The sequence below is a fragment of the bacterium genome (assembly GCA_021372615.1).
In the GTDB taxonomy this organism is placed as follows: domain Bacteria; phylum Armatimonadota; class Zipacnadia; order Zipacnadales; family UBA11051; genus JAJFUB01.
In genome coordinates this window covers 1-13,211 of sequence record JAJFUB010000073.1, presented here as the reverse complement: position 1 = coordinate 13,211, position 13,211 = coordinate 1, and the positions used below count along the sequence as shown (strand labels likewise).

Genomic DNA, 13,211 nt, shown 5'->3' with positions numbered 1-13,211 from the left:
TGGGAGCCGTTCGAGGCGCATGACGGCGTGTTGCGCAGCCCGGCGGTCCACACGCAACTCGCCCATGCCTTCGGCCCTGACCATCGCTGGAGCGCCAGTGCCCTCGGCCTGTACGGCGGCTGTCCCTTCCGCTTCCTGCTCGAGCGCGTGCTGCGCCTGGAGACGCTCGAAGTGCCGCAGGAGGAAGTCGAGCTCAGCGACCTCGGCGTCCTGGCCCACCGCATCCTGAGGCGCTTCTTCTCGGCACACCAGGCCCAACACCCCGACGAGCCCCTCGCCGTGCAGGACCCCGCGCAGGCCCGGGACGCGATGCGCGGGACCATCGCCGGCGCCTTCGCCGAGTGGGAGCACCAGGGTCTTGTCACCCACCGCAAGCTGTGGGAGCTGGCCCGGCAGGACCTGGAAGAGAACCTGCTGGCCCTGGTGGACTACGAGCAGGCGGAGCTGGCCAAGACCGGCCTCGTCCCGCGCGCCTTCGAGGCCGACTACGACCTGCACGTCACGCTCGAGGGCGCGACGGAGCCGCTGCACATCTGCGGCCACATTGACCGCGTGGACGTGCTCCGCCACGTGCCGCCGGGCGAGGCCCAGCCGTACGCCGTCTATGACTACAAGGGCGGGGGCGGCGCCAGCCCCAACGCCATCGAGAGCGGGCAGGACTTCCAGATGCCTTTCTACGCCCTCGGCGCGGCCGCCGCCGTCCTCGGCGGGCTGCAGCCCCCGCCCCAGTGCTGCGGCTGGGCCTACTACCAGTACCGCCAGCCCGTCAGCCTCGTCCGCAAGGTCGGTGGCAACACGCGCTACCTCTCGCCCGACGCGTACATCCGGTCGGCCCTCGGCTGGGCCGCCGCGCACGTCTACCACATCCGCCAGGGGCGCTTCCCGGTCGCACCCACCGACTGCTCCGGCTTCTGCGACTATGGCGACATCTGCCGGCACTTCCCCTGGCGCGCGCAGGCCAAGGCGGGGGGTGAGGACGATGCGTCGTGACCCCGCCGACCAGGACGTCCGCCTCCGCGCGGCGCAGACCATTGACCGCAACATCTTCCTCGACGCCGGCGCCGGCTGCGGCAAGACGCAGGCCCTCACCGCGCGCTACCTGTCTCTGTTGCAGGCGGGCGTGGACATTGCCGACATCGTGGCCGTCACCTTCACCAACAAGGCGGCGCGCGACATGAAGGCGCGCCTGCGACGGGAGTGCGAGCGCGAGGCCCTGGCCACGGACGACGCCGAGACGGCGGCCCTCTGGCAGCACCGCGCCCGCCAGCTTGAGAACGCGCCCATCAGCACCATCCACAGCTTCTGCACCAGCCTGCTGCGCCGCTACGCCCTCCGCGCCGGCCTCGACCCCGGCTTCGCGGTCATGGACGAGGTCCAGCACTCCCTGCTGTTGCAGGAGACGCTGCGCCGGTCGCTGCTGGACCGGCTGGATGCCGACGAGCCCTCGGCGGCGACAGCGGTGGCCGCGCTGGGCCTGCAGGGCGCGCTGGAGGCGGTCAGGAAGCTCGTGCGCGCGCGCGAGGCATGGCAGGCGGAGCTGGAAGCCCCGCCGACGGCTGCCGACCTGCTGGCCCGCTGGGCCGCGGAGCAGGACAACATCACCCGCGAGCGCCTCAACCTCCTCGTCATGTCCCCGGCGTGGATGCGGCATGCCGCCACCTTGCGCGAACACCGCGGCAGTGACAGCCAGGACCGGCTGGAGGGCCTCCGCGTGGACCTCCTGGCCCTGATCGGCGGGGCCGAGAACCGCGCGGCGGCCTTGCCGGACCGCCTCGCGTGCCTGGCCCGCATCTCCACCCTCGGCAACGTTCCGGGCAAGGGCCAGGGCTGGAGCGAGGGCGAGATGGCCGCCGTCGCCGAGGCTTGCCGCCAGTTCAAGAACAAGGGCAAGGAGCCCGCTGACAGCATCGGCGATCTGTGCAGCGACGACGACGCCGACCCGACCCCCGCCGCGGAGCTGACCGCCGCCGTCTACCTGGAGGCCCACCACGCGCTGAACGCCTTCCAGCAGGCCAAGGCCGAGGAGGCCCGCCTGGACTACGAGGACCTGCAGGTGCTGGTCCGCGACCTCCTCGCCACCAACGCGCGCGTGCGCCGCGACTGCCACGAGCGCTACCAGCATGTGCTGGTGGACGAGTTCCAGGACACCAACTCCCTGCAGCGTGACCTGCTCTGGCTCGTGGCCAGCGGCGAGCCGCAACTGCAACCGCCGCCCGCCGCCCCGCTCTTGCCGCCCCCCGGCAAACTGTTCGTCGTCGGGGATGCCAAACAGTCCATCTACCGCTTCCGCGATGCCGATGTCACGGTGTTCGATGCCGTGCGCCGCGACTTCGGGGCCACCGAGGGCTCCGAGCGCGAGCGCCTGGCGGTCACGTTCCGTAGCCACCCGCACCTGGTGGACTTGCACAACCGTCTCTTCGCCGACCCCCGTCTCATGGGTCCGGACCACGAGGGCCGCGAGCCGTACGAGGCCTTCTACGAGCCCCTGCAGGCCCACCGCGACGCCCCCGAGGACGACGTGTGCTGTGACATCGTGCTGGCCCGCGCCGACGCGGCGACCAATGCCGAGGAGCGTCGCGAGGCGGAGGCCGCAGCGCTGGCGGCGTGGCTGAAGGAGAACCTGGGCAAGCTGCAGGTGTACGAGCGCGACGACGACGGCGAGGAGCGCGCCCGGCCGTGCCAGTTGCGCGACATCGCCCTGCTCTTCCGCGCGACGACCTCCATCCGCCTCTATGAACGCGCGCTGCGCCTGGCCGGCCTGGCCTACCACACCTCCGCCGGGCGCGGCTTCTTCACTCGCCAGGAGGTCCGCGACCTGACGAACCTCCTGGCGGCGCTGGAGAACTGGCGTGACGAGATCGCCCTGGCCGGCGTCCTGCGCTCGCCCCTGTTCGGCCTGTCGGATGAGACGCTCTTCTGGCTCAAGCAGGGCTCGGACACACTGGCCGAGGGCCTCAAGCTCGTGGCCGAGGGCCGGCACCCGCAGCAGGACGCCCTGGCCGCGGGCGAGGCCACCCACGCCGCGTTCGCCTGGGAGCAGTTCCGCACGCTGCGGCGGCTCAAGAACCGCCTGCCGCTCTCGGCCCTGCTGTCCGAGACCGTCCGGCGCACCGGCTACACCGCCGCCGTCGCCGGGCTCTACGACGGCGACCAGCAGATCGGCAACGTCCGCAAGCTCATCGAGATCGCCGCCGGGTTCGAGGCGGCCGGTAACTACAGCCTGCGCGACTTCATTGATGTCCTGCGCGACCTCGTCACCACCGAGGAGCGCATGGCCCAAGCCCCGGTCGTCGAGGAGCAGGCCGACTGCCTCAAGCTCATGACCGTCCACGCCGCCAAGGGCCTCGAGTGGCCCATCGTCATCGTCCCCGATCTCGCCCACGACGGCGGCGGCCGTGGCAGCGCCGTCCGCACCCATCGCCGCTTCGGGCTCATCGCCTGCCCCGAGGTCGGCGGCAAGCGCCCCTGGCCGCCGGTCGCGCGGCTGATGGCCGAGCTTGACCAGGCCGAAGACCTCGCCGAGCGCAAGCGCCTCTTGTATGTCGCGCTGACCCGCTGCCGCGACCGCCTCGTGCTCAGCACGGCGCTGGGGCACCGCTCCGCCGAGGGCTGGTACGAGTGGCTCGCCGGGGCGATGGACCTGGACCCCGAGGCCGGCACGTGTGCCATGCCAGGGGTGCGCGTGCACGTGATGGCGACGGATGAGCTGACGGGTTCGCACAGCCGCGGCCCCACGACCCCGGCCCTGCCGCCAGCGGACGCGCCGGAGGTGCTCCGCCGCCTGGTCCCGCAGCCGCTCGCCCATGCTGCCGTGCAGCGCTTCACGGTCACAGCCCTGTCCGCCTACCGCCGCTGCCCGCGCTACTACTATCTGCGCTATCTGGCGGGCCTGGCCGATGACCGCGGGCTGGGCGCGACGGCCGTGCAGGAGCGCTCGCTGCCCGCGACCGAGCGCGGTGACATCATGCACCGCGCGCTCGAGCTGATCGGCCGCGACGGCCCCCCTGAAGCCGCCGACGCCCTGCGGCAGGCACTGGGCTGGCGCATGGTGGCTGACGATGACCGGCAGGAGATGCTGGACCGCCTGCGGTGGTACCTGGCCCAGCCCGTCTACGCCGACCGCGTGGCGGTGGCCGCGGGCCTGCGCAGCGAAGTGCCCGTGGCCTTCGCACTGCAGGGGGCGCTGGTGGAGGGGAAGATTGACGCGGTGGCGGAGACCGGCCAGGCGTTGTGCGCGCTGGACTACAAGACCGGCTATGAGACGGAGGGCGAGGCCGACGCGGACCACGTCTTCCAGTTGGGGTTGTACTGCGCCGGCCTGCGGTCCTTCGGCCGCGCCGTCGGCGCCGCCCTCATCGCCTACCTGGACCGCGCGCAGATCGTCCCCCTGACTGAAGAGGAGACGGCGCAGGCGGAGCGCGACGCGGCCGCGGCCATCGCGGGCATCCACGCCGGGCAGTTCGACTGCCGGTGCACTGAGAGCTGCGAGCGCTGCGGCCTGCGCTGGGCCTGTGCCGAGGGGTCTGTCCCCGGAGGGACCGCAGGTCCCGGAGGGGGCTGACCCCGCCCCAGCCCTGCGTCACTACGCCAGTCACCCAGGGGTCTGTCCCCGGAGGGACCGCAGGTCCCGCAGGGGGCTGACCCCGCCCCACGCCCCCGCTACTTCAGATGCTTGTTCAGGAACTCCATCACCATCTGGTTGATCTGCTGCGCTGAGGGGTCGCAGTTCGGCCCGAACCCGTGCCCCCCGTTCTTGACCCGTATGAAGGTGCAGTCCACGCCCGCCGCGCGCAGCGCCTCGTCCAGGCGCTCGGACTGCTTGATCGGCACGGTCTTGTCCACCTCGCCATGCACGATCAGGAAGGGCGGGTCCGACTTGTCCACGTATGTGACGGGGCTGGCGGCCTTCGCCACTTCCAGATGCTCTTCGGTCTTCCCGCCGATCAGCGCCTCCTCCGGCGTGAGGCCCGTGGCCTGATCCACCAGGATGCGGGCGCCCCGGTCGGCGATCATGGTCGTCATGTCCGACGGGCCGAAGAAGTCCACCACGCACTGCACGGCGCTGGACTGCTCCAGGTTCCCGCCCACGTCCCCTTCCAGCTCCTTCACCCCGCCCGACGTGCCCAGCAGGGCTACCAGGTGCCCCCCGGCGCTGCCGCCCCATACGCCGATCTTGTCGGGGTTGAGGCGGTACTCCTGCGCATGGGCGCGCAGGAACCGCAGCGCCCCCTTGCAGTCCTCGATCTGCGCCGGGAAGATGGCCTCCTGGCTGAGGCGGTACTCGATGCTGGCGCAGAAGTAGCCCTGCCGCGCCAGGCCGATGAGCTGCCCGGCGCCCTTGTATGACCCGGCCCGCCACGCCCCGCCATGCACCCACACCACCACGGGCATCGGCACGCTCGGCGGCTGCTTCGGATACACAAGCGTCATGTGCAGATCCCGCCCGTTGACGGTGGCGAAGACGACATCGGGCTTGTACTCCAGGTCCTCCGGGGGCTGGAACTGCCGCGGCGGAGCCTGCCCGGCCGGCGGCTGGCAGGAGGCGAGGGAAGCGACGCACAGCGCGATGAGCAGGGCGAAGCACAAGCGTTTCATCGGCGGTCTCCCGGCATTGTATTGATGCAGTAGACGGACCCCACGAACAGCGCATTCCGGGAAGCACGACGGGCCGGCACAAGGCCGGCCCGCCTCCCGAATCCCGATTCCCGAATCCCGATTCCCGAATCCCGATTCCCGAATCCCGAACCCCGAATCCCGAACCCCGCCTCTATACCCTCATCACCTCATACCCCAGGTACTTCTCAAAGGCCTCCTGCACCGGCGCGGCGACCGAGCCGGGGCTGACGCTGGTGTGATGGCGATGGCCGGCGTAGCCGATCTTCATCAGCGCCTCCTGCAGGTTCGGGATCTCCGCGACGCCGCCGCAGCCGAAGAAGTCCGCCGGAATCGGGTCCTTGGTGAACTGGCCCTCGCCCAGGTAGTACTTGAGCTTCCCGCCCTCGGTGAGCATCGAGCCGAAGGTGAAGGCCCCCGGCCTGATGCGCCCGACGTTGCAGCCGAAGGCGCAGCCCTGGCCCACGGCGTTGGCCAGGATGGCGTGGTCCACGATGTCGCCCTTCTTGGTCATCATCGTCTGCGGCACCGGCCCGCAATGGAACAGGATGCACTTGTCATCCTCGTCGCCGTAGTTGTTGTTCCAGTCCAGGCAGGTAGTGACATTGCCCGAGGCCAGTCGCAGCCCGTACATCGTGACGGCATTCCCCATGTCCACCTCGCAGGCCGTGGGTACGCCGCGGTCGTTCATCTCCGACAGCAGCACACAGGGCGAGATGCCAAGCTGGGTCTGCATCTCCACCCAGCAGCGCACCGCCAGCGCGTCGAGCTGGTACTCGTCCACGATCTCGTCGAGGACCACGCCGAGCCGCGTGAGCCGGTCGAAAGCGCACTCCGGCGCCCGTTTCCAGTTGGCGTAGCCCGCGAGCTTCTCGGCCTTGGCCTTGTACTTGCTGGTCGAGGCCCGCAGCTTGTCCATGCGGTAGAAAACTTCCGACAGGTCCAGCGTCTCCATCGTGATGTTGTGCCGCTGCAGGGCCAGCTCATCAATGCGCACGGTCTTGAAGGCCGTCGTGCGCGCGCCGATGGCCCCCACGACCATGCCCTTCATGCCGTTGTACACGCGGCAGACACGGTCGAAGAAGTCCACCTGCTCGGCGAAGCGCTTGGATGAGGGCGCCGTCGTGTGGGGCGGCAGGATCGTGAACTTCAGCCCGTACTGGAAGAACACGTCCATGATGGAGAACTTGCCGCAAAACGAGTCCCGCCGGGTGGCGGGAGCCATCTTGTCCATCTCATCAGGGTAGGCCTGGATGAAGATCGGCACGCCGCAGTCCTTGAGTGCCGCGATGGCCCCGGTCTCGTCGCCGAAGTTCGGCAGCGACAGGATCACGCCGCCGTACTTGCCGCGGTGCTTGCGCAGGAAGTTGGCGTATGTCTCGCCCTCGCGGGGGGTCTCGACCGCGCCATGGCGGGTGGCCCCGGCATCCAGCATCAGGACCTCATGCCCGAGCTTGGTCAGGACCTTCTGCAGCTCCTCCCGGGCCGAAGCCATCAGCGATCCGGGGAAGAACCCTCGGTTGCCAAAGAACACGGCAAAGGTCGTCTTCTTCACGTCCATGGTGAGCCTCCTGAGCTATCTCGCTTTCACTGGCACGTATATCTGCACCGGCGAGTCTTGATCCTTCGTGTCCGGTGGGTAGTACTCGAAGTCCCCCTGCTGCTCGCGGTCGTACTCATACTCCGACTCGCTGAGCCACTGCTCGATGGTCGCCCACGTCGCCCCGATGGTGCCCACGGTGCAGTCGAAGACCGCGTACGTCGTCGCTGCCAGTTCGCGCTTGACGAGCCCTGCCGGCGGCGTGGCATCCGGGGCCACGGCCATCCCCGCCACCATCTCCACGTGCTCGGGGTCGCCGGCGCAGAAGAACGCCTCGTAGTACGCGCCGTCGAGGCTCAGCGGCTTGAGTTCCGCCTCGCGCGGCATGAACTGATTGGCCCAGAAGTCATGGAAGTCCGTCGCTTTCGGGTTGCCCACGATCGCCACGCCGATGATCGTGGTAGCCGCGCGCTGCTCAAGGCGTAGTTCCATGGTTCACTGCCTCCCGACGGGCACACTGGCCCTCAGTTGCCGTACCGATCCCTGCAGTGGCCCAAAGACGCCCTCCCGCCAGACGATCCGCGCGGGCTCGACCGGTGCCGTGAACTCCGGTGAGAGCGTCTGCTCGGCCAGTAGCTTCCCGTCGCGGAAGACGCGCAGGGCGCGCCGCGTGACCACGAACCGCAGGTCCATCAGCACGTTGGCGTTCGTCAAGTTGACTGACAGGTTCCCCGGCAGCGTCAGCTTCAGGACGCGACCGTACTCCGCAAAGACCTCGTCGGTCAAGAACGCGAGCTTGTCGTTGCGGTTGAACGGCCCCTTGGCCGAGGTGCCGATGTAGAAGGCGTCACCCACGGCGGTCATGCTCGTGGCCCGCTGGCCCCAGTCGTTGAAGACGATGTTGGCCTTGTTCGCCTCGTTGTAGGCCCGGATGTCCTCTTCGTAGGGGTGCTGGAACTTGTCGGTGATCGGCGGTCGGGTGAAGCACCGTCCCGCGAGGCGCCACTGCCCGGCGTCCCGGTCGTACCGCCACACCTCGGCCCACGGCCACACGCCGACGTACAACTCGCCCCGGTAGATCGCCGCCGCCTGACACTCGCGCGCGCCGCCCGACACGCCCGGCATCACCGGCGGCCAGTCCTTCAGGGGCGCGATCGTGCTGCCGTCATACGCAAACAGGTTGCCCGAAGGGTACTGCCCCATGAGCAAGCGGTCGCCCCAGTTCACCATCGTGTAGATCTGGTAGCTTACGCGCTTGTCCGGCTGGCGCAACACATGCCATGCGCCGTCGAACATGTAGAACCCGCCAGTGTTGGCGCAGGTGACGATCTGATCGCGCCACTGCCCCCACGAAAACGGGGTCTCTCCGGTGTAGGTGAGTTGCAGCACCTGGGCCCGAGACAGGTCAACCGGCGTGGCCTGCCCGGAGAGCGGCGGCGTCCAGGGGCAGGCGTACAGATACGTGTGTCCGTCGCCCTCGCCCGGCTTCGTGTAGTAGAAGCACAGATGTCCGTTGCCGTAGTAGTAGCGCGAGTACGCGCCCTCCGCCGGCGCCGGGAGGATCACCTGGTCGTTGTAGCGCACCGTGCTGCGGCTGAAGACGAGCAGCCCGTCGCCGACCCGGGTGACGCCGTCGCCGCGGACGGACTGATCGGGTGGCAGCACCGGGTCATCATGCCACTGCCCCGCCTCCCACACCTTCAGCCTGCTGTAGTCGAAGGCATACAGCCGCCCGTTGCTGTCAAACAGGTACGTCCCGCCCACCTTGGCCGCGGGCTTGCTGTGCGGCTCCAACCGGGCCTCGGTTGCCTCCCCCGGCGGGCGCATGTAGAACTGCAGACTGTAACGCTCATTGCGCACGTGGGTGTTGTAGACGCCCGGGAAGCCCGCGCCCATGACCGTCCGCCCCTGCGCGTCCCGGACCTCGAAGAGCGACCCGAAGTTCTGCCCGATGTCCGCTCCGAGGTCCAGCCGGCACGAGGCCTCCAGCAGCGTCTCCTCCGCTGCCCGCGCTGACAACGTGGCGAGCACGAGCAGCACCACCAACGGCAACACCAGCACGCTAGGACCGTTCACCATGGACCTCCAGGTGCGTCGCCGACCCCGCCACCCGTAGCTCCTCCGTCACCAGCGCCACGACCGTCTCGTACACCGCCTGCTGCGCCGCCTCCACCGACTGGGGCAGCGCCGCCTCGTACGGCTGGCGGATGTTCGTGCCGATGTTGATCTTCGCGATCCCCGCCTCAATGCCTGCCAGGACGCACTCTCGCTGGATGCCGCTGCCGCCGTGCAACACCAGCGGCACCCCGGCGGCCTCGCGCAGGCGCGCGAGGTGTTCCAGGTTCAGTCGCGCCTGGACCTTCTTCTCGCTCTTGGCGGCCCCGCTGACCGCCCCGTGGATGTTCCCGATGGCGACCGACAGCCAGTCCACTTCCGTCTCTGCCACGAAGCGCCGGGCCTCCTCGACAGCGGTGAAGCCGCGCCCGCTCGCGTACAGCTCCTCGTAGGGCGGGGGCGGCCCGGCTTCATGGCCAAACACGGCCCCCAGCTCGGCCTCGACCGCCGCCCCGCTCTGCCACGCCAGTTCCACCACTGCCCGCGTGGCCGCGATGTTGCCCTCCAGCGGCAGCCGCGACCCGTCCACCATCACCGAGTCATACCCCAGCTCCAGCGCGTCGGCCAGCAGCGGCAGGTAGTCCACCTGCTCATCGTCCTCGTCAATCACCGGGATATGGTCCAGGTGCAGCCGGGTGAAGCGCTCGTCCTTGACCCGCTCGTACTCCTCATATATCGCCCCGGGGCTGCCGGCCGCGAAGCGCTTCCACTCCACCCGCGCGACGGCGACGAGGCCCATCGTGTCGGTTTCACGCAGGGCGCGCACGACCGGCGCCATCATCGGCAGGTGCGGGATGTTGAAGCTGGGGATGGCGGTGCCGATCTCCCAGGCGCGACGGACCAGTTGGCGACAGGACGGTTCGATCATGGGCACGGCGTAGCTTCGCGCCCCGACCGGGCGCCACCTGCAGGGAGGTCGGCGGGCGGAGCATACTGAATTGCCTCTGCCATGCGATACCTGGCTCCCCTCCTCCTCGTGCTGAGCAGTCTGTGCGCCCTCGCCCTGGCCCAGCCGCCCGCCGGGTGGCTCAACGCCGCTGACTTCAACGCCTCCGGCTCGGAGTTCACGACCGGGGCCACCACGACGGCCGGCTCGAGCCAGGTCACGGTCAAGGACATCGGCGACTTCAAGGTCGGGCAGGGCGTCATGGTCTCCCGCTGCAACGTCCAGTATGGGCGCGCCGGGCTGTGGGGACCGCGCGCGACGTATGAGAAGCAACGCCCGCTCAAAGGCGAGATGGAGTTCCGTGGCTACGACGGCGCGGCCGGGAGCTGGTTCGTCTACATCGTGGACGTCGTCCAGAGCAGCCCGGCCAAGTGGCGCTGGACCGACGACTTCTGCCGCACGTGGCACGACGGGGGCGTGGTGGATGACCAGTGGCACGCCCTCAGCGGCGGCACCGAGATCCGCTTCCACCCCTTCGAGTGGCAGGATGGCTACACGGTGGTCTTCAGCGCTCGCGACCAACTCCTCAGTCGCATCGAGAAGATCGAGGGCAATGTCCTGACCCTCAAGGACGCCGCCAACCGCAGCGCCGCCGACGCCGTGGTGCGCCATAGCGATGATGCTGCCCTGCAGGCGGCCCTGGATGAGGCCATCAAGCAGAAGCGCAACCTGTTCATCCCCAGGGGACGCTACTGCCTGGCCCGGGGTGTCGTCCTGCGCAACCCCTCCGGCCTGACCGTCCAGGGCGCCAGCCCCGAGGATGTCGTGTTTGACATCAGCGAGGGCAACGGGACCTGCGTGTCGCTGTCCGGCGGGAGCGAGGCCACGCTGCGCAACCTGACCCTCCTCGGCCACATGGGCCTCGAGCACGCCGATCAGGCCGGCTACATGAACACCCTCGGTGGGCGCGGGCTCTGGGGGTTCTACCTGAAGACCTCGGGGGCGGTCGCCATCTCCGGCACCGAGCGCGTGCTGGTCGAGAACTGCCACGCCCGCCGCATGAGCCAGGAGGCCTTCGTCTCCGGCGGGGCCAGCCGTATCGCCCCGCCGCCGCGCACCAGCACCAAGCAGACGACCTACCTGCGCTGCTCGGCCGTGGACTGCGCGCGCAACGGCTTCAACGACTGGAACCTGGGCCCCGAGAACACCAGCGTCCTGTACTGCCGCATCGTGGATGTCGGCGGCTGCTCGTGGGAGGGCGCCTCACGCTTCATGCACTTCATCGGCAACTACGTGCGCAACGCCGGCACCATCGCCATGGGCAATCTGGGCACGGCCAACCGCGACGCCTCGTTCGCCACCCTCGGCGCCGGGCAGCACATCGTTGCCGACAACGTCTTCGAGGCCGGCAACCGCTACGCCGGCAAGCGCGGCGGCCCGATGGTCGTCACTTCCCACGGCTCCACCCAGGTCATCATCCGCAACAACCTCTTCATCAACTTCAACTCCCCCGCCATCGAGTCCAACGGCCGCGCCGACCTGACCCACTACCCTTCCACCAACACCATCATCAGCGGCAACATCATTGACCTGACCTGCACCGAGGAGACGCCCGTCGCGCGCTACGGCATCGGCGTCAGCACCAATGACACGACCGTGTGCAACAACCAGGTCTACGTGCGCGGGGCGGCAGACCCGAAGGTCACGGGCCTACGCCTGCTGGAGCCGGCGGTGAACCTGATCGTCCACGACAACCTCATCCGCAACTGCGGCCAGGGCCTCGTCACGACGCGTGCGCAGTCGCGCGTGGACCAGGTCGTGGATGACCGGACCTTCCTGACCACCGCTTACAGCGGCGTCCCCGCCGGCCGCCCGCCGGGACACGACTACAAGGGCTGGCACGTCGTCTGGCTGGAGGGCGCCAAGGTGGTGGGCCAGTCGGTCCTGGAGGGCTGCGACGCCGAGACCTGCCGCTTTACGCTGCGCGAGCCTCGCGCCATGAAGCCGGGCGATGTCTTCGAGGTGTACCCGGCGGCCTCCGCCAACTGGCTGATCCGCGCCAACACCATCACCGGCTGCACCGTGCCCGTCGTGCTCGACAGCTACGGCAGCGCGACCTCCGTCTTCACCGGCAACACCATCGCGCGCGGGGACGCCACCGGCGTCAAGGAAGCCCTCGCCCTGCGCGGCCGCTTCGACCTGCTGGACAACCTCTTCAGCGGCTTCGACGAGACCGGCGGCGCGGTGCTCGGCCTGTACCTGGACCGCCTCGGCCAGGCCCCGGCCAATCTCTACCGGGGCAATGTCTTCAGCCAGTGCGGCACGCTCGTGGCCGAGCAGCAGAAGGGCCTGTGGGAGGCCGGCAACGCGAGGGGGAAGTGAGATGACCTACAACGATGCGCAGATGGTCGAGATGCTCCGCCGTTCATACGGCGCGGTGGACGGCCTGTGGTTCGTGATGTGCGAGCAGCGCCTGGGCCTGGAGGCCGCGCTGGAGCTGGATGACGCCGTCTGGCAGGTCATGCCCAAGCTCCAGGCCCGCAAGGCCCGCGAGATCCTGGGCCTTGCCGCGAACTCGCTGGACGCCCTCGCCCAGGCGCTCGGGCTGAAGCTGGCGGCGGAGGGGCATGTCTTCGAGGTGAGCCAGACGCCCGAGCGCCTGGAGATCCGCATCACGCAGTGCCCGTGGTATGACGCCCTGGCCAGGTCCGACCGCCTGCACCTCGCGGCCCAGGTCGCGCGGATCATCTGCACCAACGAGGCCAACGGCTGGGCCGCCGAGTTCGGCCAGGAGCCCGAGTTCGACTTCGCGCACAGCAAGTGCAAGGGCGGGGAGTGCTGCCGGTTCGCGTTCGTGCCAAAGGAGACGTAGTGGGCGAGCAGGGCGTGGGAGCGGTCACCGACCGCGACGCCGTGGGAGCGGTCACCGACCGCGAAGCCGTGGGAGCGGTCACCGACCGCGATGTCGTGGGAGCGGTCACCGACCGCGAAGCCGTGGGAGCGGTCACCGACCGCGACGCCGTGGGAGCGGTCACCGACCGCGAAGCCGTGGGAGCG

The 13,211-nt window shown here is 69.4% G+C and carries 10 protein-coding genes; 5 read left to right on the top strand and 5 right to left on the bottom strand.

Annotated features, from left to right (window positions below; all coding sequences use genetic code 11):
- Together LLH23_10700 and LLH23_10695 are read left to right on the top strand one after the other, a co-directional pair.
- The coding region (locus LLH23_10700; GenBank protein MCE5238948.1) for a PD-(D/E)XK nuclease family protein at nt 1–990 on the top strand (990 nt) is incomplete at its 5' end.
- Nucleotides 980–4,561: a UvrD-helicase domain-containing protein gene (locus tag LLH23_10695; protein MCE5238947.1), complete on the top strand. Its 3,582-nt coding sequence runs from the start codon at nt 980–982 to the stop codon at nt 4,559–4,561. The genes LLH23_10700 and LLH23_10695, both read left to right, overlap by 11 nt.
- A gap of 98 nt (nt 4,562–4,659) precedes the next feature.
- Here the strand turns inward: LLH23_10695 and LLH23_10690 are convergent, their stop codons facing one another.
- The 5 genes from LLH23_10690 to LLH23_10670 form a co-directional block, all read right to left on the bottom strand.
- Nucleotides 4,660–5,595 carry an alpha/beta hydrolase gene (locus tag LLH23_10690; protein MCE5238946.1) on the bottom strand — a complete coding sequence of 312 codons (936 nt, stop codon included), beginning with the start codon at nt 5,593–5,595 and terminating at the stop codon, nt 4,660–4,662.
- 172 nt (nt 5,596–5,767) lie between these two features.
- Entirely contained in the window at nt 5,768–7,174 is a 1,407-nt protein-coding gene (locus tag LLH23_10685) for a hypothetical protein (protein MCE5238945.1), read from the bottom strand.
- Nucleotides 7,175–7,189: 15 nt separating this feature from the next.
- Entirely contained in the window at nt 7,190–7,645 is a 456-nt protein-coding gene (locus tag LLH23_10680) for a GyrI-like domain-containing protein (protein ID MCE5238944.1), read from the bottom strand.
- Between the two features lie 3 nt (nt 7,646–7,648).
- The gene (locus LLH23_10675) at nt 7,649–9,229 is read right to left on the bottom strand and encodes a hypothetical protein (protein ID MCE5238943.1); all 1,581 of its coding nucleotides are present in this window, start codon (nt 9,227–9,229) and stop codon (nt 7,649–7,651) included.
- Nucleotides 9,216–10,136 carry a class II fructose-bisphosphate aldolase gene (locus LLH23_10670; GenBank protein MCE5238942.1) on the bottom strand — a complete coding sequence of 307 codons (921 nt, stop codon included), beginning with the start codon at nt 10,134–10,136 and terminating at the stop codon, nt 9,216–9,218. Before LLH23_10670 ends, LLH23_10675 begins: the two co-directional genes overlap by 14 nt.
- An 81-nt stretch (nt 10,137–10,217) precedes the next feature.
- On the opposite strand from LLH23_10670, the gene LLH23_10665 reads away from it, so the two are divergent.
- The 3 genes from LLH23_10665 to LLH23_10655 all read left to right on the top strand — a co-directional run.
- The gene (locus tag LLH23_10665) at nt 10,218–12,536 is read left to right on the top strand and encodes a hypothetical protein (protein MCE5238941.1); all 2,319 of its coding nucleotides are present in this window, start codon (nt 10,218–10,220) and stop codon (nt 12,534–12,536) included.
- A gap of 1 nt (nt 12,537) precedes the next feature.
- Nucleotides 12,538–13,026, top strand: coding sequence for an L-2-amino-thiazoline-4-carboxylic acid hydrolase (locus tag LLH23_10660; protein MCE5238940.1), 489 nt, complete (start codon nt 12,538–12,540; stop codon nt 13,024–13,026).
- On the top strand, nt 13,026–13,211 hold a 186-nt coding region (locus LLH23_10655; GenBank protein MCE5238939.1), incomplete at its 3' end, for a hypothetical protein. The genes LLH23_10660 and LLH23_10655, both read left to right, overlap by 1 nt.